The organism is Mycobacterium pinniadriaticum, from assembly GCF_026242045.1.
GTDB classification, from domain to species: domain Bacteria; phylum Actinomycetota; class Actinomycetes; order Mycobacteriales; family Mycobacteriaceae; genus Mycobacterium; species Mycobacterium pinniadriaticum.
This window is the reverse complement of sequence record NZ_JAPJDO010000008.1, coordinates 116826-139664: the sequence shown is the minus strand read 5'-3', so window position 1 is coordinate 139664 and position 22839 is coordinate 116826. Positions and strand designations below refer to the sequence as shown.

Here is a 22839-nt window from a genome sequence, read left to right as displayed (position 1 = left end):
CCTCGATCGAGTGCCGATCAGTCGGGCATGTTCTCGCGCATGTAGTTGATGGCCAGGTTCATCGCTTCCGACTTGACCTGGTTGCGCTGCATCATCGTCGCGTTGTGCTCGGCGATGTTCACCGGATAGGGGTTGTCGCGCAGCAACTTTGCGGCAAAAAGCAGGTTGATCGCCGTCAGCTCGGCGTTTCGTCGCACATACGGTGACAGCTCGCCGCCGGCCTCGATATAGGACGCGCCCGGCCCGGCGTCCCCGACCCAGTAGACGTCGGTGTTGGGCGGCACGGTCACGCCGAAATGCAGGAGGTTGGCGAAGGTGTTGGCCACACAGTCGTGGCTCCCGTCCTCATTGCCGGTCACCACGCATCCGGCGACCGCGCCGTAAAGCGGGAACTGGCCGGTCTTCTCGCACATCACGGTCTTCGTCGAGCCGTCCAGCCGTTCGATCACGCGCTGCATCACCGACGAGCGAACACCCATCCAGATCGGCATCGCCGGCACGAAGATGTTGCAGCGTTTGACTTTCTCCAGGATCGCCGGCCACTCGTCGCCGTCACCCTCATCGTTGCTGACACCGGGCTTGACGTCATAGTCGACCACGCGGACGATCTCGGTTTCGATATCGGGCTCATGGGCTTTGAGCCGGTCGATGAGCAGGTTGCACAGCGCTTCGGTGTTGGAGACTTCGGGTGCGGCTTTGAGGGTGCAATTGAGAAAGAGCGCATAGAGCGGTCCTTCTTTTTTCATCTCGTGGAAAATCGATACCATTCTCTGCCCCCGCGTTTGTCGAAATGGTCCGAGGAAGCGGAGCCTTACCGGCGCGGACCCGCGCAAATTGGGGAGTTGGACAACTTCTGGGTGAATGTCCTGGTGTTTTGCGCGGGCCCGTCGCGGCGTGAGCGGCTCAGAATTCGTCCATGTCGAATACCCGGGCGTGCAATACGGTGCGATTGCGCAGTGCGGCGCGCACCGCGCGGTGCAGGCCGTCCTCCAGGTAGACCACGCCGCGCCATCTCACCGCGTGCGGGAACAAGTCGCCGTAGAACGTGGAGTCCTCGGACAGCAACCGATCCAGCGCCAGCACCGTCGTCGTGGTGACCAATTCGTCGAGGCGGATCTGTCGCGGGGGGATTTGCGACCAGTCGCGGTAGGTCAGGCCATGCTCGGGATACGGCTTGCCGTCCCGCACGCCCTTGAAGATCATCGGACCGTTGTCCTGCGCGCAGCCCCCCGACCCCGCATCACCATTTCAGCAAGGCTAGTCGCTGGTGGCCGGAACGCCAGCGGTGGGCGGGCTTGGATCGGATCCGCCACGAAAGTGGCACTCAGTGCGCGTGGGTGCTAATTGTGCAGTTGCTGTCCGTAAAATGGAGGCGACTTGGAGGTGTATCAGATGGGAAGTGCCGACGACCGCCGCTTTCAGGTGCTGCGCGCCATCGTCGCCGACTTCGTCGCGACCAAGGAGCCGATCGGTTCCAAGGCGCTCGTCGACCGCCACAACCTCGGCGTATCCAGCGCAACCGTGCGCAACGACATGGCCGTGCTGGAGGCCGAGGGATACATCACACAGCCTCACACCAGCTCCGGGCGGGTGCCCACCGAGAAGGGTTACCGGGAGTTCGTCGACCGGATCGACGACGTCAAGCCGCTGTCGGCACCGGAGCGCCGCGCGATCCTCGAGTTTCTGGAGTCCGGAGTCGACCTCGACGACGTGCTGCGCCGGGCGGTGAAACTGCTGGCCCAGCTCACCCGCCAGGTCGCGATCGTCCAGTACCCGACGTTGTCCACCTCGACGGTGCGCCACCTGGAGATTGTGGCCATCACGCCGGCCCGCCTGCTGATGGTGGTCATCACCGACTCCGGCCGTGTCGACCAGCGCATCGTCGAGCTGGGTGACACCATCGACGACCATCAATTGTCCCAGTTGCGCGAACTGCTCGGGCAGGCGCTCGAGGACAAGCGGCTCGCGGCGGCCTCGGCCGCGGTGGCAGACCTGGCGGCGCGGCTCGACGGCTCCGGCGGGCTGGGCGACGCGGTCGGCCGATCGGCCACCGTGCTGCTCGAGTCACTGGTCGAGCACAACGAGGAACGCCTGCTGATGGGCGGAACCGCCAACCTGACCCGCAACACCGCCGACTTCGGTGGCTCGCTGCGCTCGATCCTCGAAGCCCTCGAGGAACAGGTGGTGGTGCTTCGGCTGCTGGCCGCACAGCAAGAAACGGGTAAGGTCACGGTGCGCATCGGCCATGAGACCGAGGCCGAGCAGATGGTCGGCACATCGGTGGTGACCACGACCTATGGCAGCTCGGGCACCGTCTACGGCGGCATGGGTGTTTTGGGACCCACCAGAATGGACTATCCGGGAACTATTGCCAACGTCGCGGCGGTTGCGATGTACATCGGCGATGTCCTAGGACACCGGGCCGGATAGCCGGCGAGGATTCGAAAGGTCAAGCGTGGCACGGGACTATTACGGGCTGCTCGGAGTGAGCAAGGGCGCCAGTGATCAGGAGATCAAGCGCGCCTACCGAAAGCTCGCCCGCGAGTTGCACCCCGACATCAACCCCGACGAGGGTGAGCGGTTCAAGGAGATCAGCGCCGCCTACGAGGTGCTGTCCGATCCGGAGAAGCGCCGCATCGTCGACCTGGGCGGGGACCCGCTGGAGAACGCCGCCTCGGCCAACGGGTTCAGCGGGTTCGGCGGGCTCGGCGATGTGTTCGAGGCGTTTTTCGGTGGTGGCGGGGCGGCGCGCGGGCCTATCGGCCGGGTGCGTCCCGGCTCGGACTCGCTGCTGCGGATGCGACTGGATCTGTCCGAGTGCGCGACCGGGGTGACCAAGCAGGTCACCGTCGACACCGCCGTGCTGTGCGACGTGTGCCAGGGCAAGGGAACCCACGGCGATTCCACGTCTGTCACCTGCGACACCTGCGGGGGACGCGGTGAGGTCCAGAGCGTTCAGCGCTCCCTGCTCGGTCAGGTCATGACCGCCCGCCCCTGCCCGACGTGCCGCGGGGTCGGCGAGGTCATCCCCGATCCCTGCCACCGGTGCGCCGGCGACGGCCGGGTGCGCTCCCGCCGGGATATCAGCGTGAAGATCCCGGCCGGTGTCGGCGACGGCATGCGGGTCCGGCTGGCAGCTCAGGGCGAGGTCGGACCCGGTGGTGGTCCGGCGGGTGATCTCTACGTCGAGGTCCACGAACAGCAGCACGACATCTTCGTCCGCGACGGCGACGACCTGCACTGCACCGTCTCGGTGCCGATGGTCGACGCCGCGCTGGGCACCACGGTGACCGTCGACGGGATCCTCGACGGGCTCACCGAGATCACCGTCGCGCCCGGCACCCAGCCGGGTTCGGTGACCACGCTGCGCGGGCATGGCATGCCGCACCTGCGCTCGGGGGTTCGCGGGAATCTACACGCACACATCGAGGTGACGGTCCCCGGCAAGCTCGACGCGCGGGCCAAGGAACTACTCACCGAGCTCAAGGAGCGCAGCCACGCCGAGCCTGAGGTCAAGTCCACGCACGCCGCGGCCGCCAACTCCGGTGGGCTGTTCAACCGGCTGCGCGAAACGTTCAGCGGCCGCTAGCCGTTGGCCGACACCCTGTTCTACGCCGACGCCATTCCGGCGGTCGGGCAGCGCGCCGTCGTGGAGGGTGACGAAGGTTTCCACGCCGCCACCGTGCGACGGATTCGTCCGGGCGAGACCCTGGTGCTCTCCGACGGGGCCGGGGTGCTGGCGCGGTGCGAGGTCGAGGAGACCGGCAAGCGGGGGCTCGCCGCCCGCGTGCTCGAACGCTGGACGGTACCGCGTCCCACCCCGACGGTGACTGTCGCGCAAGGTATCCCGAAGTCGGAGCGCTCAGAGTTGGCGGTCGAGCTCGCCACCGAGGCCGGTGCCGACGATTTCCTCGCCTGGCAGGCCGACCGGTGCGTCGCGCGCTGGGACGGTGAGCGTGCCGAGAAGGGACTGCGGCGCTGGCGCGCGGTGGCCCGGTCGGCGGCCCGGCAGTCGCGGCGGGCGTACATCCCGGAGATCGGCGGGCCGGTCACGACGGCGGCGCTGGCGGCGCTGACCGCCGAGCGGGTGGGTGCCGGCGGGCTGGTCCTCGCACTGCATGAGTCAGCCGACCGTCCGCTCGCTGAACTTGCTGTGGCGCAGGCGGATTCGCTCATGCTGATCGTCGGTCCCGAGGGCGGGATCGGTGACGGCGAGCTCGCCGGGCTAGTGGCCGCCGGCGCCATCGCGGTCCGGCTCGGCCCCACGGTGCTGCGGACGACGACGGCCGCGGCGGTCGCCCTGGGCGCCCTGGGGGTACTGACCGGGCGCTGGTCTATCGGCTGAGCGGGCTTGTCAGGCCGGATCGGGCCGCGCCGCCAGGCGCGCGTAGATCGACGCCGCCTCGGCGCGGTTGCTGGCGTGCAGTTTCCGCAGCACCCGCTTCACATGGGACTTCACTGTGCCCGGCGTGATCACCAACTCGTCGGCGATCTGCTGGTTGGTCCGCCCATCGGCCATCAGCCGCAACACCTCGGCTTCGCGGCGGGTCAGCATCTCGTGCACCCGCGACTCGACCTCGGCCAGTCGGCGGCTGGCCGGGCTGCGCTCGGCGGGCTCGACCTTGCGTAACTCGAGGTCGGCGTCCTGGAGCGCCTGGGCGGCCTGCTCGGCGGTGGCCAGGGCACTGCGCACCTCGGCGTGCTGGCGGCGCATCCGCTCCATCAGCACGGTGCGCTCGAAGGCGTACCCGAACCCCTCGGCGAACGCCCACACCGTGTCGCGGTCGATCTCGTCGACGGTGCGTCCGGAATAGAGCCGGTCGGCGTGCAGGAACCCGATCACCCGTCCGGTCGGCATGACCGGGGCCGCGACGTAGGAATGGGTCAGCGAGAAGTCGATGATCGGGCGGTTGACCCGCGGGTCGTTTTGGGCGTCGCGCACGATTTCCGGCGCGTGCCTGCGAATCATCTGCGTCTCGAGCAGCATGTGGTCGAGCGGCGGGGCGACGGACTGGGCGAAGGCGACCATCTTCTCGGCGCCCTCGACGTCGTCGCCGAAATAGGCCGCCTCCATCCACATTCGGCCCTCGTGCACCCGGAACAGCACCGCGCGGTCGAAGCCGCACGACTCGACGAGTTCACGCGGGGCGCGGTCGACGATCTTGGCGACCTCGTCGATGCCGCGCAGTTTGGACAGCCCTTCCTGCACTCGCAACAACGCCAGCGTCCGGCGCCGTGCGCTGTCCTCGATCAGCTGGCGCTCCAGCAGGGACAGGTCGAGCACCGATTCCAGCGCAGCCAACGCCGCCTCGTCGCCGAGCGTCTCCAGTGCCTCGCGCACCCGGGACGCATGGGCGTCGACGGTGTCGGCGACGGCCCGGATCGGGTCGTCGGCGTGTTCGACGATGCCCAGCCGGCAGGCCTCGTCGTAGCGGCGGCTCACCGCGCTGGTTGGTGGCTGCTTGGACGCCCAGCCGGGATGGTTGCCGTCGATGAGCGCGGTCACGGGCAGGGCGTCGAGAGATTCAGTGGCGCTGGTCACACCCGATCGTCCCACCGCAACGGGGGTGGTAGTGGCAAAACCGCCCGGTCGGGGGCGTAACTGACCTCCAACGGGATATCGACCGGGTCCCCCACCAGCAATGAGGCTGTTCACATGACCTCGACTATCGCTTCTGCGCTCCAAACTCTGACCACCGCGGAGGGGATCGCCAACCCGTATCCGCTCTTCGAGCAACTGCGGGACTCCTCGCCGGTGGCGGGCTATCGGGACTGGCCTCCGGGCACCGTGCCCGGCGCCGACGAGCCGGTCACGGCCTGGGCGCTGTTCCGCTATGACCAGGTGTTCGCGGCGGCCCGCGACAGCGAGACGTTCTCCTCGCGCGACCCGATCCAGGAGGCGTCGTCGGCCCCGAGTCTGATGCTGGTCAACACCGACCCGCCCGCACACACCGGTGAACGCAAACTGGTCAGCCAGGCGTTCTCGCCGCGGCGCATCCGCAGGCTCGAGGACTGGCTTGCCGAACTGGTGCCGAGGCTGCTCGCCGAGTTCGACGCTGCGGCCGGCGACGGCGATCCCGATGTCATGGAGTTCGCGGCCGAAGTGCCCACCCGGGCGATGGTGCGGCTGCTGGGCCTGCCCGAGGGTGATCATGTCCGGTTCAAGAACTGGGCCAACGCGTTCATGCTCTCGTCGTCGATGACTCCCGAGGAACGGATGGCCAGTAACTTCGAGATGGTCACCGCGTTCACCGAGCGGGTCACCGAAAAGCTGGCGCAGGTGGACAATTCGCAGGATGTCGAGGAAGCCGAGGATCTGATCTCGGCGCTGCTGCGCGCCGAACTCGATGGCGAGCGGCTCACCCCGGAGCAGGTGGTCCGATTCTGCGTGACGCTGGTGGTGGCCGGTAGCGAGACGACGACCTATCTGATCGGTAGCGTGCTGCACGCCATGGCGCGCGAACCTGCGGTGACCGCCCGGCTACGGGCTGACCGGTCGCTGGTGAGCACGTTCATCGAGGAGGTCGCCCGGCTCACCGGTCCGCAACGGCTGTTCCGGATCGCGACCCGCGACGTCGAGATCGACGGGGCCAAGATTCAGAAGGGCGATTGGGTGGCGCTGTTCTTCGGCTCGGCCAACCATGATCCGGCGGTCTTCGAAGATCCCGAGCGCCTGGACCTCGACCGGCCCAACATCCGCCAGCATCTGGCCTTCGGTCATGGCCTGCATTTCTGCCTCGGTGCTCCGCTGGCCCGCCTCGAGGTGGTCGCGGTCGTCAACGCGGTCCTGGATCGCTATTCGGTGATCGGGCTGTCCGAGGAACCGGGCGTGCGGCAGACCGCGAGCCTGCTCACCAACGGCTTCGTCCGCCTGCCGATGCAGCTGGCCCGATGACCGCGGTCGAGAGTGCCAATATCGCGGCGACCAGGGCGATCTATGCCGCCGTACCGGCCGGAGACCTCGAAACCGCGCTGAGCCACATGGATCCGGAGGTCCGGATCACCTATTACGGCAGTGACGCCATCCCGTACGCCGGGGACTACCATGGCATCGCCGAGGCGGTCGAGTTCTTTTCCACCGTGGGCAGCCACATCCAGATCGTGGCGATGGAGCCGTGGCTGTTCATCGGCGACGGCGACAACCTGGCGGTGTGGGGCCACCAGAAGTTCCTGCGGCTGGCCACCGGGCACACCTGGGAGTCGGAATTCGCCCACATCATCACGTTGCGGGATGGCAAGTGGCTGTACTTCCGGGACTTCATGAACTCGGCGTTGACGCACGACGCATTCACCCGGAGTGTGGATTAACCGGTGGGAGGTGTCCCTTTCTGGCGGTAAACTGGGAGCTCGCATAGACCGAAAACCCAGGAAGCAGGCTTCGAAGACCACGTGACGCCCCGCGAGACGACCGCTGCCTCGCAAGTGCGCAGCAGCATGACTGTTCCGCCCGACCTCGTCGTGGGCCTGCTGGGTTCCGCCGACGAGAACTTGCGCGCGCTCGAGCGCAGCCTGTCGGCCGATCTGCACGTTCGAGGAAACACCGTCACCCTGTCCGGTGACGCGGCCGACGTCGCGATGGCCGAGCGGGTGATCTCCGAGTTGATCGCGATCGTGGCCGGCGGTCAGACGCTGTCCCCGGACGCGGTGCGGCACAGCATCGGGATGATCGCCGGCGCCGACAACGAGTCGCCGGCCGAGGTGCTGACCCTGGACATCCTGTCCCGGCGCGGCAAGACGATCCGGCCCAAGACGCTCAACCAGAAGCGCTATGTCGACGCCATCGATGCCCACACCATCGTGTTCGGTATCGGCCCGGCGGGCACCGGCAAGACGTACCTGGCCATGGCCAAGGCCGTCAACGCACTGCAGACCAAACAGGTCACCCGGATCATCCTGACCCGCCCCGCGGTGGAAGCCGGTGAGCGCCTTGGGTTTCTGCCCGGGACGCTGACCGAGAAGATCGACCCGTATCTGCGTCCGCTGTACGACGCCCTGCACGACATGATGGATCCCGCCGCGATCCCGAACCTGCTGAGCTCCGGCGTGATCGAGGTTGCGCCACTGGCCTTCATGCGCGGCCGCTCGCTCAACGACGCGTTCATCATCCTCGACGAAGCCCAGAACACCACCGCCGAGCAGATGAAGATGTTCCTCACCCGGCTGGGTTTCGGCTCCAAGATCGTCGTCACCGGCGACGCCACCCAGGTCGACCTGCCCGGCGGCGCCAAATCCGGTCTGCGCGCGGCGATGGACATCCTCGACGGTATCGACGACATCCACTTCGCCGAGCTCACCAGCGCCGACGTGGTGCGCCACCGGCTGGTCTCGGAGATCGTCGACGCCTACGCCAAGGCCGAGCAGCCCGCTCTGATGAACCGCTCCCAACGCCGCTCGACGCGGCGATAGGAGCGCACCGACATGACTATCGAGGTATCCAACGAATCCGGCCTCGACGTTTCCGAAGACGAACTGATCAGCGTCGCGCGCTTCGTGATCCGCCGGATGGACGTCAACCCCGCCGCCGAGTTGTCCATGGTCCTGCTGGACGCCAACGCCATGGCGGACCTGCACATGCGCTGGATGGACCTGCCCGGTCCCACCGATGTGATGAGCTTCCCGATGGACGAGCTCGAGCCCGGCGGTCGCCCGGATGCTCCCGAGCCGGGGCCCTCGATGCTCGGCGACATCGTGCTGTGCCCGCAATTCGCCGCCGACCAGGCCACCGCGGCGGGACACAGTCTCGGCCAGGAGCTGGCCCTGCTCACCGTGCACGGGGTGCTGCACCTTTTGGGCTACGACCACGCCGAACCCGACGAGGAAAAAGAGATGTTCGACCTGCAGCGCCGGCTGCTCGAGGAGTGGGTCGGCGAGCAGGTCGAGGCCTACCACCAGGATCGGCAGACCGAGAAGGACCGTCGGCTGCTCGACAAGTCACGGTATTTCGACCACCCGTGACAGGTTGGGGTGCGCTGGTCGGAGCGATCGCGCTCGTCGCGTTGGGTGGTCTGTTCGCCGCGATCGACGCCGCGATCGGCACCGTGTCGGTCGCGCGGGTCGAGGAACTGGTGCGTGACGAGCGGCCGGGCGCCCTGCGCTTGGCCCGGATCATGGCCGAGCGGCCGCGCTACATCAATCTTGTTGTGCTGCTGCGTATTGCCTGCGAAGCGGCGGCGACGGTGCTGTTGGTGGCCTTCCTGTGGGACGACCTCGGGCTGACCTGGGGCCTGGTCGCGGCGGCCGCGATCATGACGGTCGCCAGCTTCGTGGCTATGGGGGTCGGGCCGCGGACCATCGGCAGGCAGAACGCCTACACCATCGCGCTGGCCTCGGCGGTTCCGCTGCAGGCGATCTCGGTTCTGCTGGCGCCGATCAGCCGGCTGCTCGTCGTGCTCGGCAACGCGGTGACCCCCGGCCGCGGTTTCCGCAACGGGCCGTTCGCCTCCGAGATCGAGCTGCGCGAGGTGGTGGATCTGGCCCAGCAGCGCGGCGTTGTGGCCGATGACGAGCGGCGGATGATTCAGTCGGTGTTCGAACTCGGCGACACCGCCGCCCGCGAGGTGATGGTCCCACGCACCGAGATGGTGTGGATCGAAAGCGACAAGACCGCGAGCCAGGCCACGTCGCTGGCGGTGCGCAGCGGCCACTCCCGGATCCCGGTGATCGGGGAGAACGTCGACGATGTCGTCGGCGTCGTCTACCTCAAGGACCTCGTGCAACGCACCTACTACTCGTCCGACAGCGGCCGTGGCACCACGGTGAGAGACATCATGCGCCCGCCGGTCTTCGTTCCCGACTCCAAACCGCTCGACGCCCTGCTGCGGGAGATGCAGCGCGACCGCAACCACATGGCCCTGCTGGTCGACGAGTACGGCGCCATCGCGGGGCTGGTCACCATCGAGGACGTCCTGGAGGAAATCGTCGGCGAGATCGCCGACGAGTACGACACCGACGAGGTCGCGCCGGTGGAGGAGTTGGGCGACAACAAGTTCCGGGTGTCGGCCCGGCTGCCGATCGAGGACGTCGGCGAGCTCTACGATGTCGAGTTCGAGGAGGACCTGGACGTGGACACCGTGGGTGGATTGCTGGCCCTCGAGCTCGGCCGGGTTCCGCTGCCCGGTGCCGAGGTGGTATCCCACGGGCTGCGGCTGCGCGCCGAGGGCGGGCCGGATCATCGCGGGCGGGTGCGCATCGGCACGGTGCTGGTCAGCCGGACCGAGCTGGAGAGAGGCGACGAGGATGAGTGAGCCGTTGGAGGACGAGGACGCCAAGCTGGTGGTGCTCGCCCGTGGGGCGATGGCGCGCGCCGAGACCCCCGAGGGCGCCGCGGTCCGCGATCTCGACGGGCGTACCTATTCCGGCGCGCCGGTCGGCCTGGCCGCACTCCGGCTGACCGGCCTGCAGGCGGCCGTCGCCGCCGCGGTGTCCAGTGGTGCAACGGGTTTCGAGTCCGCGGTATTGGTCGGCGGTTCGGTCGACGACGACGGTGTCGCGGCGGTCCGGGAACTGTCACCGGCGGCGACGATCATCGTGACCGACCGGTCCGGGGCGCTGCGGTGAGCGAGTTCCGCTCCGGCTTCGTCTGCCTGGTCGGGCGGCCCAACACCGGCAAGTCGACCCTGACCAACGCGCTGGTCGGCACCAAGGTGGCGATCACCTCCAACCGGCCGCAGACCACCCGGCACACCATCCGCGGCATCGTCCATCGCCCCGACTTCCAGATCGTCCTGGTGGACACGCCCGGCTTGCACCGGCCGCGCACCCTGCTGGGCAAGCGGCTCAACGACCTGGTGCGCGACACCTATTCCGAGGTCGACGTCATCGGGTTGTGCATACCGGCCGACGAGGCGATCGGGCCGGGCGACCGGTGGATCTACGAACAGATCCGCGAGGTGGCCCCGAGGACCACGCTCGTCGTGATCGTCACCAAGATCGACAAGGTGGCCAAGGACCGGGTGGCCGAACAGCTGATGGCCGTCCACGAGCTGGTCGGCGACACCGCCGCCGAGATCGTGCCGGTCTCGGCGACCCGGGGCGACCAGGTCGACGTCCTCATCGACGTGCTGGCCGGGCAGCTGCCGGAAGGACCGGCGTTCTATCCCGACGGTGAGCTCACCGACGAGCCGGAAGAAGTGTTGATGGCCGAACTGATCCGGGAGGCCGCGCTGGAAGGGGTGCGCGACGAGCTGCCGCACTCGCTGGCCGTGGTGATCGAGGAGATCGAAGAACGGTCGGGGCGCGCGTCCGATGATCCCTTGATCGACGTGCACGCCGTGCTCTACGTCGAGCGGGACAGCCAGAAGGGCATCGTCATCGGCAAGGGTGGGGCCCGCCTCAAGGAGGTCGGGACGGCGGCCCGTACCCAGATCGAGAAGCTGCTGGGCACCAAGGTGTACCTGGACCTGCGGGTCAAGATCGCCAAGAACTGGCAGCGTGACCCCAAACAGCTTGGCCGGCTTGGGTTCTAGCCGGAGTCGCCAGCCAGCGGGGTGTTCCACCAGATCTCGGGCTGCTTGTTGGCCCAGCCGTTGATCGCCTCCAGCTCGGCCGCCAGCGAGATCAGCAGCGGCTCGCTGTTGGCCGGTCCCATCAGCTGGACGCCGATGGGCAGGCCATCGGAGGTGAAGCCGGCCGGGATGTTGATCGACGGCCAGCCCAACACATTCCACGGGAAGGTGACCGGGCAGGCCGCGATCATCGCGCGGTCGGTGGCGGTGGGGCCGAGGTCGTCGAACGTGCGGGCCGGCGGTGGCGGTTGCGCGGTCGTCGGTGCCAGGACGACATCGACGGAACGGAAGATCTGCCCGACGCGGTGGTGCAGCATCGGCTCGCTGGCCTTGGCCCGGCGCAACATGGACCGAGACAGCAGCCGGCCCATCCGCATGTTGGCCTCGGTCCTGGCGTCGAACGTGACATCGTCGCCGAGCCGGTCGGCCCACTCCAGAAGCCCCGCGGTGGACCGGGGGAGAAACGTCAGCGGCAGCCGCAGCCCGTAGTTGGGATTTCCCTCCATCACGGTGTGGCCCAGCATGCCGAGTTGTTCGGCGACCGCGGTGAGTGCGCCCCGGATCTCCGGATGCAGCTTGGCGCCGAAGAAGGTGAAGGGAAACCGGGTCGACAGCGCGATCTTCAACGGCCCCGGCCCGGAGCCGACGGAATCGGACATCCGGACCGGCGGCGGCTTGTGTACATCGTCGTCGACATTGCCCGATGCGGCATCGAGGACCAGCGCGGCGTCGGCCACCGTGCGCGCCAGCACCCCGTTGACCGTGATGCCGTGGAATGGGTCGGTCAGCGGCCAGGTCGAGATGCGTCCGCGTTGCGGTTTGATGCCGACGAGGTGGGTCCAGGCAGCGGGCACTCGGACACTGCCCGCGCCGTCGGATCCGATGGCGGCGGCCACTAGGCCGGCCGCGACCGCGGCGGCGCTGCCGCCCGACGAGCCGCCCGGAGTGTGCTTGCGCGACCAGGGATTTCGCGTGTGGCCGAACGCCGGTCCGCTGGTGAACGGCCACTGACCGAGTTCGCAGCAGTTCGTCTTCCCGACGATCACCGCCCCGGCCTCGCGCAGTCGCCGCACCACCTCGGAGTCCTCGGTGGCCGGCCGGACGGGCCCGGCGGTACCGAACGAGGTCGGCACTCCGGCGACATCGACGTCGTCCTTGACGGCGATGGGGATGCCGAGCAGCGGTGCCTGTTCACCGGCGGCGCGGCGGCGATCGGCCTCGGCGGCCTCGGCCAGCGCCGACTCGGTGAGCACGACCCGGAAGGCGTTGAGGGTGGACTGACTGGCCGAGATCGCGCGCAGCGACCGGCGGACCAGTTCGGCGGAGGTCACCGTCCCGCTGGCCAACTGATAGAGCTGCTCGCCGATGGTGGGAAACCGCGGCGACCCGCCCAAACCCGCACGAGTTGTCATGGCGACGTCGAGACTAACGGCGCGGGTCCGCACTTATGTCGCATTGCGGTGGGAAACTTGTCCGATGCGGTTGTATCGGGATCGGGCGGTTGTGCTGCGCCAGCACAAGCTCGGCGAAGCGGACCGCATCGTCACCCTGCTGACCCGCGACCACGGTTTGGTCCGCGCGGTCGCCAAGGGGGTGCGCCGGACCCGCAGTAAATTCGGCTCCCGGCTGGAGCCGTTCGCGCACATCGATGTCCAGCTGCACCCCGGCCGCAATCTCGACGTCGTCACCCAGGTGGTCTCCATCGACGCCTTCGCCACCGACATCGTCAGCGACTACGGCCGCTACACCAGCGCCTGTGCGGTCCTGGAGACCGCCGAGCGGCTGGCCGGCGAGGAGCGCGCCCCGGCGCCGGCGCTGCACCGGCTCACGGTCGGGGCGCTGCGCGCGGTGGCCGACGGTACCCGCCCCCGTGAACTGGTCCTGGACGCCTACTTGCTGCGGGCCATGGGCATCGCCGGCTGGGCGCCCTCGCTGATCGAGTGTGCCCGCTGCGCGGCGCCGGGCCCGCATCGGGCCTTCCACATCGCCGCAGGTGGCAGTGTGTGCATGCATTGCCGTCCGTCAGGTTCGACGACTCCGCCGCAGGCGGTGCTCGACCTGATGTCGGCGCTGCACGACGGCGACTGGGCGGCTGCGGAGGCGTCATCGCCGTCGCACCGCAGCCACGCCAGCGGTTTGGTGGCCGCGCACCTGCAGTGGCACCTGGAACGCCAACTACGCACGCTGCCGTTGGTGGAGCGTGTCTACCGGCAGCCCGCTAACCACGGTAAGGAGATGTTCAGGCAGGATGAGGCCCATGGCGATGAATCGGGTGACCAGCTCGTGGCGGGGGGCTGAGCGCAAGCGGAGGGATCACTTTCCGCAGCTGCCCGCGGCGCCCGACGACTACCCGGTGTTCCCCGACACCTCGGTCTGGCCCGTGGTGTTCCCCGAACTGCCCCCGGCGCCCGGCGGGGGGCCGCGCCGCCCACCCCAGCACACCTCCAAGGCCGTGCCGCCGGCGATCCCGGCCGACCAGATGCCCAAGCACGTCGCCGTGGTGATGGACGGCAACGGGCGGTGGGCCACCCAGCGCGGGCTGAGCCGCACCGAGGGCCACAAGATGGGTGAGGCGGTCCTGATCGACATCACCTGCGGAGCCATCGAGATCGGCATCCAGCACCTGACCGTCTATGCGTTCTCCACCGAGAACTGGCGGCGCAGTGCCGAAGAGGTGCGTTTCCTGATGGGCTTCAACCGCGAGGTGGTGCGCCGCCGACGGGAGAACCTCGACGCGATGGGCGTCAACATGCGCTGGGTCGGGTCGCGGGCGCGGATGTGGCGCAGTGTCATCAAGGAGTTCGAGATCGCCGAGAACATGACAGTGGGCAACGACGTGATCACCGTCAACTATTGCGTGAACTACGGTGGTCGGGCCGAAATCGCCGAGGCGGCACGGCAGATCGCCCGCGACGCGGTGGCCGGCCGGGTCGATCCGGAACGGGTGAACGAGGCGATGCTCGGCGACTACCTGCACCGGCCCGACATTCCCGATGTCGACCTGTTCATCCGGACGTCGGGGGAGCAGCGGTCGAGCAACTTCATGTTGTGGCAGGCCGCGTACGCCGAATACGTGTTCCAGGACAAGCTCTGGCCCGACTACGACCGGCGCGATCTGTGGGCGGCGTGCGAGGAGTACGCCGAGCGAAACCGGCGCTTCGGCCGCGCGTGAGTCAGGTGGAGCTGGGGGCCAGGCTGGCCGGGGCGCTTGCCGCGGTGGTACCCGTCGAGGTGGAATCCGACGGTGCGCTGACGGTGCGCTACGAGGGAACGTTCGCCTCGCTGCGGACGGTCACCATCGCCGAGGACATCGAGATGGTGTCGGTGACGCAGGTGTTGGCCTGGGATCTGCCGCTGAACGCCGATCTGCGTAAACGTGTTGCCGCTCAAGCATCCTCGACGATGTTGGGTACCGTGACGCTCGTCGAGCAAGCCGGCAAGCGCGGGGATGTGATGTTGCGCTACAACTTTCCCGGCGAAGGGCTCACCGATCGGGCCCTGCAGACCCTGGTGCTGATGGTGCTGGCCGGCGGGGCCGATGCCCGCCGCGCGCTCGTGGACTAGGTGCCGCACCTTTCGCCGAAACCGACATTTCGCAGCCAAAGTTCGAGTGCGAAGCGCAGAATCGTCGATCTCGGTGTGGCCCGGACTCATGCGCGCCGACAGGCGACGCACGTGCCGAAAAGCTCGATGGTGTGGCTCACGTCGGAAAAGCCGTGCTGCTGAGCCACTTCGGCGGCCCAGGCCTCGACTTCGCGACCGCTGACCTCCACGGCCGCACCGCAACTGCGGCACACCAGGTGGTGGTGATGCTCGGGCTCCGAGCAGCGCCGGTACACCGACTCCCCGGTGTCGGTGCGCACCATGTCCACCACATCGGCGGCCGACAGCGACTGCAGCGTCCGGTACACGGTGGTGAGCCCGATGTTCTCGCCGCGGCGCCGCAATTCGTCGTGCAACTCCTGGGCCGAGCGAAACCCGTCGATGGTGTCGAGCAGCGCGATGATCGCCGCCCGCTGGCGGGTGGCGCGCACGCCTGCCGCCGCGGCGCGCGGGGGACGGATGTCGGCCCCGGTCACGGATGGTCCTCGCTGGCGTGGCTGATCGCGGCGACGATGATCTCGGCCAGGTGATCGTCCACCAGCCGATACAACACCTCGCGTCCCGAGCGTTCGCCGGCCACCACCCCGGTGGCCTTCAGGATCCGCAGATGCTGGCTCACCAGCGGCTGCGGAACGTCGAGGGCATCGACGAGCTCGTGCACGCAGCGTTGGGACTCGCGCAGTTGCAGCACGATCGCGATGCGTACCGGAGCCGCCAGGGCGCGTAACAACTCGCCGGCGCGGTCCAGGATTTCGGCCCGCGGCGACGACAGGTTGTCGACCCGGCCGTGGGCGGGTGCGGTCATGTCGGCGCCTCCCGCGCTATTGGAAACGATTTCCACTTGACGTCCACTTTTCCATGCACGATCACGCATGTCAAAGGTCGGTTCGGCAGGTCGTTAGGCTGTATGGCTGTTGCCCGCACACACAACCAAGGAGTGGCACCCATCGTGGCGTCCGTGATCGATTCCGTCGTCAATCTGGCCAAGCGGCGCGGCTTGGTCTACCCAGCCGGCGAGATCTACGGCGGCACCAAGTCGGCCTGGGATTACGGGCCGCTGGGCGTCGAGCTCAAGGAGAACATCAAACGGCAGTGGTGGCGTTCGGTGGTGACCGGCCGCGACGACGTCGTCGGGCTGGACAGCTCGATCATCCTGCCGCGCGAGGTGTGGGTCGCTTCCGGCCACGTCGAGGTGTTCCACGACCCGCTCGTCGAATGCCTCAACTGCCACAAGCGCCATCGCCAGGACCATCTGCAAGAGGCGTACGCCGAGAAAAAGGGGATCGCGGACCCCGAGTCGGTCCCGATGACCGAGATCGTCTGCCCGGACTGCGGCACCAAGGGCCAGTGGACCGAGCCCCGCGAATTCAACATGATGCTCAAGACCTACCTCGGGCCGATCGAGTCCGAGGAAGGCCTGCACTACCTGCGCCCGGAGACCGCGCAGGGTATCTTCGTCAACTTCGCCAACGTGGTGACGACGTCGCGCAAGAAGCCGCCGTTCGGTATCGGCCAGATCGGCAAGAGCTTCCGCAACGAGATCACGCCGGGCAACTTCATCTTCCGCACCCGCGAGTTCGAGCAGATGGAGATGGAGTTCTTCGTCGAACCCGACACCGCGCCGCAGTGGCACCAGTACTGGATCGACACCCGGCTGCAGTGGTACGTCGACCTCGGCATCAACCGCGACAACCTGAGGCTCTACGAGCATCCCAAGGAAAAGCTGTCGCACTACTCGGCCGGCACCACCGACATCGAGTACAAGTTCGGTTTCGGCGGCAACCCGTGGGGCGAGCTCGAAGGTATCGCCAACCGCACCGACTTCGACCTCAAGACCCACTCGGAGCATTCCGGCACCGACCTGTCGTTCTACGACCAGGCCGCCGACACCCGCTACATCCCGTACGTCATCGAACCCGCAGCGGGACTTACCCGCTCGTTCATGGCCTTCCTCGTCGACGCCTACGCGGAGGACGAGGCGCCCAACGCCAAGGGTGGGGTGGACAAGCGCACGGTGCTGCGGCTGGATCCCCGGTTGGCGCCGGTCAAGGCCGCGGTGCTGCCGCTGTCGCGGCACGCCGATCTCAGCCCGAAGGCCAAGGATCTGGCCGCGGAGCTGCGCAAGTACTGGAACATCGAATTCGACGACGCCGGTGCGATCGGCCGGCGCTATCGGCGCCAGGACGAGATCGGCACGCCGTACTGCGTGACGGTCGATTTCGACACGCTCGACGATCAGGCGGTCACCGTGCGCGAGCGTGACGAGATGACCCAGGAGCGTATCGGCATCGATTCGGTGGTGGACTACCTGGCCACCCGTCTCAAGGGATAGGTATCACTGCCGCGAGCGTGCGTGTCGGCGCAGCGACACGCCGTCGGAAGTGGCACTTCGCGCACGGTCGCGGTGGGCGGCGCGCCTAGAACCGCCCGCCGCCGCCGAACATCCCACCGCCGCCGGAGGATCCCTGCGATCCGCCGTAGGTGCTCGACGTCCAACCCCCGCCACCGCCGAAGCCGCCGCGCATACCGCCGGACAGGATGTTGCCGAGGATGATGCCGCCGATGACCGCTCCCATATTCGACGAGCCGCCGACTCCGCCGTAGTGACTCATGTACGAGCGCTGGGCGGACTGGACGTCGTTGTTGGCCAGCTGCTGGGCCTGAGCGGCGAGCATCGACGCACCGTTGGCGTGCGCGATCGCTTCGGTGACGTTGGATTTCCGCTTGGCCTGGGCGGCCTCGAGTTGGCGGACGGCCTCGTTGAGCCGGGTCCGCGCCTCGGGCCCCACACTGCCGCGGCGGGTGTCGATATAGTCCGACACCGATCGCACCCGTGACTGCGCGGTGAACAGCGCCTGATCGTAGGACCGGCCGAGGCGCTCGGCGGTCTCGCGCTCCTCGGCGGCGCCGGCCAGGAGCCGGTCGAGATCGGCGTCGGCCTGGGTCAACTGGGTGAAGGTGCCTAACGGGTCGGCGGTCCCGGCGGTCTGCGCGGCGCTCACCGCCTTGACCGCGGCGTCGCGCGCCGCCGTCAGCTCGGCGGTGTTGGACAGCCCACCCTGGCTCAGTTGCGCCACGGCCTGGTTGATGCCCTGCTGGGTGTCGGCGATCGCCGACGGCAGCGCGGTGACCGCGCGCCTGATATCGCTCGCCGCGCTGTCCACCGCGTCGAGCATTGACGTGGTCTGCTGCAGAGCCGCCTCCGCGGCGCGCACACAGTCCACCAGTTCGCTCTGTTCACCGGCGATCGGCTTGGCCACCAGTTCGCGGGCGCGGCTGATCGAATGGTCGGCGAAGTCGACCCGCTCCCTGGCGGCGTTGACGTTGCGGGCCACCGAAGCCAGTGCGCTCTCGGCGAATTCGTTGTGCAGTTGGGTCAGCGTCGACTGAGCGGGATCGATCCGCGCGCTGACGTCGACCAATTTCCGGGTGAGCACGTCGAGCCGGTCGGGGGCGTTGATGACCAGATCACGCAGCTGGTGAAACGACTGGGTCTGGGTGTCCAGTTCGCGGTTGGCCCGCGCGGCCGCGACGACCACCCGGGTGAGCAGGTCGCGGCGCTGGGCCGGAGTCTCGGGGATCGCATCGTCGAGTTGCTGGCGGACGTTGAACGCCTGCTGCAGCGTGATCTTGGCGTTCTCGACGGCCTTGGTGAAGGGCTCGGTCCGTTGCTCGCCGAACTCCTCGGTGGCCAGTACCAATTCGTTGGAGCTGGTACGCATGGCGTTGTCGACGTCGACGACGATTGATCGGGACAGTTCATCGAGGGCGTCGAGGGAGACTGCGGCCAGGGCATTGGGGTCGGTCGGGTCTACCCGCTTGGCGGCCGCGACTTCGGCTTCGTGCCTCTTGCGCCGGCGCCGGCGGCTCCACAGCACCAGCAGCCCGATCGCGAGCACGATGATCGCCACGGTGATGAGTGCCGGCACCAGGGACAGCCCACCGGAACCGCCGCCGCCCATCGTCGCCAGCCCGTTGGCGGCCGCGATGGCCGCGTCCGCCCAGTCGTCGGTGTGCAGCGCGGGTTCGATCTGGTCGCGACGCAGATCGTCGACCCGGGCCGGGCTCACGCCGGTCGCGCCCGACGGCACCAGGAAGGCGTACGAGCGTTGCTGCGTTGCGACCGCGAGAATCGCGTCCTGGCTGCTCAGATCGCTGGCGACCCGGGTCTGCTCGGCCCATTCCACGGCCGTCTCGGGCGCGAACGAGTCGACGTAGACCACCCAGAGCCGGACATGGCGGTCGCGGTAGAGCGTGTCGACCGCGTGCTGCACCTTGGCCAGCTGACCTTGGCTCAGGACGCCGGCGTTATCGGTGACGTAATCCGGCAGCCGGAACGGTGGCTCGGCCGCCGCGACCGGCGCCATCAGGGTGACGGCGGTCAGGATGGCCGCCAGCAGGCTGACCACACGAGTGAGGCGCATGAGTGTCAAATGTAGTAGCGCAATGCTGGCAGACTGTGCTTCGGTGACGACGAATGAGCACGGCCACTACGACCAGGCCGACCGCGAGCGGGTGGTGCGGGAAACTCCGAAGACCGCCGGGCTGCCCGGTACGTCGACCGAGCACCGCACCGACTTCGCTCGCGACCGTGCCCGGGTTCTGCACTGTGCTGCTCTCCGTCGGCTGGCAGACAAGACCCAGGTGGTCGGGCCGCGCGAGAGTGAGAACCCGCGCACCCGGTTGACTCATTCGCTGGAGGTCGCGCAGATCGGGCGGGGGATGGCCGTGCCGTTGGGCTGCGATCCCGACCTGGTGGACATGGCCGGGCTGGCCCACGACATCGGCCATCCGCCCTACGGTCACAACGGGGAACGCGCACTCGACGAGTTCGCGGCCTCCTGCGGAGGATTCGAGGGCAACGCCCAGAACTTCCGGATCCTGACCCGCATCGAACCTAAAGTGCTTGACGGACAAGGCCGTAGTGTCGGATTGAACCTGACCCGGGCGGGCCTGGACGCGGTCACCAAGTACCCGTGGTTCCGCGGGGCGCGGGGACGCAAGTTCGGGTTCTACTCCGACGACCGCGCGCTCGCCGAGTGGGTACGCGCCTCGGCGCCGTCGCAGCACCCCTGCCTGGAGTCCCAGGTGATGGACTGGGCCGACGACGTGGCCTATTCGGTGCACGATGTCGAGGACGGGGTGGTGTCGGGCCGGATCGATCTGCGGGTCCTGGCCGACGACGACGCCGCGGCAGCGCTGGCCCGGCTGGGGGAGTCCGAGTCGAGCAGCCTGAGCTCCGACGATCTGGAGGCCGCGGCCCGGCGGCTGTCCCAGCTGCCGGTGGTGGCCGGCGTCGGCAAGTACGACGGGACCCTGGCGGCGTCGGTGGCGCTCAAGCGGCTGACCAGTGAACTGGTGGGCCGGTTCGCCTCGGCGGCGGTCAGCCTCACCCACGAGCTGGCCGGGCCGCAACCCCTGGTGCGCTATCAGGCGGATCTGCACGTGCCGCCGACGGTCCGAGCCGAGGTCGCGGTGCTCAAGACGCTGGCGCTGCAGTTCATCATGTCCGATCCGCGGCACCTCGAACTGCAGGCCCGCCAACGGGAACGTATCCACCAGGTGGCGCACTGGCTGCTGGACGGCGCACCCGCGACACTCGACCCGGTGTTCGCTCCCGAGTTCAACGCCGCCGACGACGACGCGGCCCGGATGCGGGTGGTCGTCGATCAGATCGCGTCGTTCACCGAGGGCCGCCTGGAGCGCATCAACGCCGGTGGTGTGGGTTCTCGTGAGTCCTAGACTGTGCCGATGGCGACAGCGGTGAGCGGGGGCGGCGACCGAAAGGGCCGGATCGCCGAGCGCGACATCGCCGCCATCCGCGACCAGGTCCGCATCGAGGACGTCGTCGGCGACTACGTGCAGCTGCGCCGGGCCGGCGCCGATTCGCTCAAGGGGCTCTGCCCGTTCCACGACGAGAAGTCACCGTCGTTCCACGTGCGGCCCAACCACGGCCACTTCCACTGCTTCGGCTGCGGGGAGGGTGGCGACGTCTACGCCTTCGTCCAGAAGATCGAACACGTCAGCTTCGTCGAAGCCGTGGAGATGTTGGCCGACCGCATCGGCTACACGGTCACCTACAGCGGCGGCGGCACCAGCGTGCAGCGCGACCGCGGCAGCCGCAGCCGGTTGATCGCCGCCAACGCCGCCGCGCAGGAGTTCTATTCCGCCGCACTGGATTCCGAGGAGGCCGCGCAGGCCAGGCAGTACCTTACCGAGCGGAATTTCGACGCCGGCGCGGCCCGCCGGTTCGGCTGCGGCTTCGCGCCGTCGGGCTGGGATTCGCTGACCAAGCATCTGATCCGAAAGGGCTTCGAGTTCAAGGAACTCGAAGCCGCCGGGCTGTCCCGGGAGGGCAGGCGTGGCCCGATGGACCGGTTCCACCGCAGGCTGCTGTGGCCCATCCGCAGCGCCAGCGGCGAGACCGTCGGATTCGGCGCCCGCCGCATCTTCGCTGACGACCAGATGGAAGCCAAGTACGTCAACACCCCCGAGACCGTGCTGTACAAGAAGTCCAACGTCTTGTTCGGCATCGACCTGGCCAAGCGGGACATCGCCAAGGGACACCAAGCCGTCGTCGTCGAGGGCTACACCGACGTGATGGCCATGCACCTGGCCGGCGTGACCACCGCGGTGGCCTCCTGCGGCACGGCGTTCGGCGACGAACACCTGTCGATGCTGCGGCGGCTGATGATGGACGACAAGTTCTTTCGCGGCGAACTGATCTACGTGTTCGACGGGGATGCAGCCGGGCGGGCGGCCGCCCTGAAGGCATTCGCCGGCGAGCAGAATCTCGCGGGCCAGAGCTTCGTGGCCGTCGCCGCTGACGGCATGGACCCGTGCGATCTGCGGCTCGCGCACGGGGACGGGGCGCTGCGTGATCTGGTGGCCCGGCGCACACCGCTGTTCGAATTCGCCATCCGCACCGCGCTGGCCGAGCACGATCTGGATCTGGCCGAGGGCCGGGTCGCGGGGTTGCGCCGCTGCGTGCCGATGGTCGCCCAGATCAAGGACCCGACACTGCGCGACGAATACGCTCGCCAGCTCGCCGGCTGGGTCGGCTGGGAGGACGTCGCGCAGGTGGTCGGGCGGGTGCGCGAGGAAGCCGGCCACAAGCCAGCGGGTCGCGGCGACAACCGGCGCGGTGCGCCCGCCCGGCCCAAAGCACCCGCCGACGCCGGGGCCCGCCGGCCCGACCCCCGCGATCCGACCCTGTGGCCGCAGCGGGAAGCGCTGAAGGCCGCCCTGCAGTACCCGGCGCTGGCCGGGCCGGTGTTCGACTCGCTGACGGTGGAGAGCTTCACCCATCCCGGCTACGCCGCGGTGCGCACCGCGATCGAGACCGCCGGCGGGACATCGTCCGGCGTCACCGGGGCCCAGTGGATCGACAGGGTGCGGGAACAGACCAGCGCGGCCGCAACGCAAGGCCTGATCACCGAGCTCGGGGTGGAGACCATTCGGGTCGACGACGAGGAGAAACTGCCGCGCTACATCGGCGGGGTGCTGGCCCGGCTGCAGGAGGTCTGGGTGGGCCGCCAGGTCGCCGAGGTCAAGTCCAAGCTGCAGCGGATGTCCCCGGTGGAACAGGGAGACGAATATCACGCCCTGTTCGGCGACCTGGTGGCGCTGGAGGCGTATCGGCGCAGCCTGCTGGAGCAGGCCAGCGGCGACGACCTGACTGCGTGATGGCTGTGAGCACGCTATGGTTAACGCACCGCCTGTCTGGAGCGAA

Annotated in this window: 23 protein-coding genes; 16 read left to right on the top strand and 7 right to left on the bottom strand. The window is 68.3% G+C overall.

The annotated features are described in order from the left end of the window. Nucleotides 1-17: 17 nt before the first annotated feature. Together ORI27_RS11950 and ORI27_RS11945 are read right to left on the bottom strand one after the other, a co-directional pair. Nucleotides 18-746: a flavodoxin family protein gene (locus ORI27_RS11950; protein ID WP_265997055.1), complete on the bottom strand. Its 729-nt coding sequence runs from the start codon at nt 744-746 to the stop codon at nt 18-20. Nucleotides 747-903: 157 nt separating this feature from the next. Next, the gene (locus ORI27_RS11945; RefSeq protein WP_265997054.1) at nt 904-1203 is read right to left on the bottom strand and encodes a type II toxin-antitoxin system VapB family antitoxin; all 300 of its coding nucleotides are present in this window, start codon (nt 1201-1203) and stop codon (nt 904-906) included. Nucleotides 1204-1392: 189 nt separating this feature from the next. Between ORI27_RS11945 and hrcA the strand changes: the two genes are divergently transcribed. Genes hrcA through ORI27_RS11930 form a run of 3 tightly spaced genes read left to right on the top strand, consistent with a single transcriptional unit; the run spans nt 1393 to nt 4345 of the window. After that, the gene (gene hrcA, locus ORI27_RS11940) at nt 1393-2430 is read left to right on the top strand and encodes a heat-inducible transcriptional repressor HrcA (protein WP_265997053.1); all 1038 of its coding nucleotides are present in this window, start codon (nt 1393-1395) and stop codon (nt 2428-2430) included. A 25-nt stretch (nt 2431-2455) separates the two neighbouring features. Then, nucleotides 2456-3589: a molecular chaperone DnaJ gene (gene dnaJ / locus ORI27_RS11935; RefSeq protein ID WP_265997052.1), complete on the top strand. Its 1134-nt coding sequence runs from the start codon at nt 2456-2458 to the stop codon at nt 3587-3589. Between the two features lie 3 nt (nt 3590-3592). Next, nucleotides 3593-4345: a 16S rRNA (uracil(1498)-N(3))-methyltransferase gene (locus ORI27_RS11930; RefSeq protein WP_265997050.1), complete on the top strand. Its 753-nt coding sequence runs from the start codon at nt 3593-3595 to the stop codon at nt 4343-4345. Nucleotides 4346-4354: 9 nt separating this feature from the next. On the opposite strand, the gene ORI27_RS11925 is transcribed toward ORI27_RS11930, so the two are convergent. After that, nucleotides 4355-5542 carry a LuxR C-terminal-related transcriptional regulator gene (locus ORI27_RS11925; protein ID WP_265997049.1) on the bottom strand — a complete coding sequence of 396 codons (1188 nt, stop codon included), beginning with the start codon at nt 5540-5542 and terminating at the stop codon, nt 4355-4357. 114 nt (nt 5543-5656) lie between these two features. Here ORI27_RS11925 and ORI27_RS11920 point away from each other — a divergent pair, with 114 nt between their 5' ends. The 7 genes from ORI27_RS11920 to era all read left to right on the top strand — a co-directional run bounded on the left by ORI27_RS11920 (nt 5657) and on the right by era (nt 11465). Next, complete coding sequence (locus ORI27_RS11920) at nt 5657-6895, top strand: cytochrome P450 (protein ID WP_265997048.1); 1239 nt, start codon at nt 5657-5659, stop codon at nt 6893-6895. Next, nucleotides 6892-7308, top strand: coding sequence for a nuclear transport factor 2 family protein (locus ORI27_RS11915; protein ID WP_265997047.1), 417 nt, complete (start codon nt 6892-6894; stop codon nt 7306-7308). Before ORI27_RS11920 ends, ORI27_RS11915 begins: the two co-directional genes overlap by 4 nt. 81 nt (nt 7309-7389) lie before the next feature. Next, nucleotides 7390-8406, top strand: a complete 1017-nt coding sequence (locus ORI27_RS11910; RefSeq protein ID WP_407666288.1) for a PhoH family protein — start codon at nt 7390-7392, stop codon at nt 8404-8406. 12 nt (nt 8407-8418) lie between these two features. Continuing rightward, a complete protein-coding gene (gene ybeY / locus ORI27_RS11905; RefSeq protein ID WP_265997045.1) occupies nt 8419-8955 on the top strand; it encodes an rRNA maturation RNase YbeY in 537 nt (178 codons plus the stop codon). After that, nucleotides 8952-10244, top strand: coding sequence for a hemolysin family protein (locus tag ORI27_RS11900; RefSeq protein ID WP_265997044.1), 1293 nt, complete (start codon nt 8952-8954; stop codon nt 10242-10244). The genes ybeY and ORI27_RS11900 overlap by 4 nt, the downstream gene beginning before the upstream one ends. Continuing rightward, nucleotides 10237-10557, top strand: a complete 321-nt coding sequence (locus ORI27_RS11895) for a cytidine deaminase (protein WP_265997043.1) — start codon at nt 10237-10239, stop codon at nt 10555-10557. Before ORI27_RS11900 ends, ORI27_RS11895 begins: the two co-directional genes overlap by 8 nt. Then, complete coding sequence (gene era / locus ORI27_RS11890; protein ID WP_265997042.1) at nt 10554-11465, top strand: GTPase Era; 912 nt, start codon at nt 10554-10556, stop codon at nt 11463-11465. The genes ORI27_RS11895 and era overlap by 4 nt, the downstream gene beginning before the upstream one ends. On the opposite strand, the gene ORI27_RS11885 is transcribed toward era, so the two are convergent. Further along, complete coding sequence (locus tag ORI27_RS11885; protein ID WP_265997041.1) at nt 11462-12916, bottom strand: amidase; 1455 nt, start codon at nt 12914-12916, stop codon at nt 11462-11464. The two genes, era and ORI27_RS11885, sit on opposite strands and share 4 nt — an antisense overlap. Before the next feature lie 64 nt (nt 12917-12980). On the opposite strand from ORI27_RS11885, the gene recO reads away from it, so the two are divergent. From recO to ORI27_RS11870, 3 genes are read left to right on the top strand one after another with little or no spacing between them, the layout of a single operon-like run. Then, entirely contained in the window at nt 12981-13802 is an 822-nt protein-coding gene (gene recO, locus ORI27_RS11880; protein WP_265997040.1) for a DNA repair protein RecO, read from the top strand. Beyond that, nucleotides 13762-14676: a decaprenyl diphosphate synthase gene (locus ORI27_RS11875; RefSeq protein ID WP_323055599.1), complete on the top strand. Its 915-nt coding sequence runs from the start codon at nt 13762-13764 to the stop codon at nt 14674-14676. The genes recO and ORI27_RS11875 overlap by 41 nt, the downstream gene beginning before the upstream one ends. A gap of 5 nt (nt 14677-14681) precedes the next feature. Then, nucleotides 14682-15068 (top strand): hypothetical protein, encoded by a 387-nt coding sequence (locus ORI27_RS11870; RefSeq protein WP_265997146.1) that lies wholly within the window; start codon nt 14682-14684, stop codon nt 15066-15068. An 86-nt stretch (nt 15069-15154) separates the two neighbouring features. Here the strand turns inward: ORI27_RS11870 and ORI27_RS11865 are convergent, their stop codons facing one another. Together ORI27_RS11865 and ORI27_RS11860 are read right to left on the bottom strand one after the other, a co-directional pair. Continuing rightward, entirely contained in the window at nt 15155-15568 is a 414-nt protein-coding gene (locus ORI27_RS11865) for a Fur family transcriptional regulator (RefSeq protein ID WP_265997145.1), read from the bottom strand. An 11-nt stretch (nt 15569-15579) separates the two neighbouring features. Next, complete coding sequence (locus tag ORI27_RS11860) at nt 15580-15912, bottom strand: ArsR/SmtB family transcription factor (protein WP_265997039.1); 333 nt, start codon at nt 15910-15912, stop codon at nt 15580-15582. A 102-nt stretch (nt 15913-16014) separates the two neighbouring features. Between ORI27_RS11860 and ORI27_RS11855 the strand changes: the two genes are divergently transcribed. Then, entirely contained in the window at nt 16015-17439 is a 1425-nt protein-coding gene (locus ORI27_RS11855; RefSeq protein WP_407666287.1) for a glycine--tRNA ligase, read from the top strand. Between the two features lie 85 nt (nt 17440-17524). On the opposite strand, the gene ORI27_RS11850 is transcribed toward ORI27_RS11855, so the two are convergent. Beyond that, complete coding sequence (locus ORI27_RS11850) at nt 17525-19531, bottom strand: TPM domain-containing protein (protein ID WP_265997037.1); 2007 nt, start codon at nt 19529-19531, stop codon at nt 17525-17527. A gap of 22 nt (nt 19532-19553) precedes the next feature. On the opposite strand from ORI27_RS11850, the gene ORI27_RS11845 reads away from it, so the two are divergent. Both ORI27_RS11845 and dnaG read left to right on the top strand, forming a co-directional pair. Further along, on the top strand, nt 19554-20849 hold the full coding sequence (locus ORI27_RS11845) for a deoxyguanosinetriphosphate triphosphohydrolase (protein WP_407666286.1): 1296 nt from the start codon (nt 19554-19556) through the stop codon (nt 20847-20849). A gap of 9 nt (nt 20850-20858) precedes the next feature. After that, nucleotides 20859-22793, top strand: a complete 1935-nt coding sequence (gene dnaG / locus ORI27_RS11840) for a DNA primase (RefSeq protein WP_265997035.1) — start codon at nt 20859-20861, stop codon at nt 22791-22793. Nucleotides 22794-22839: the final 46 nt, after the last annotated feature.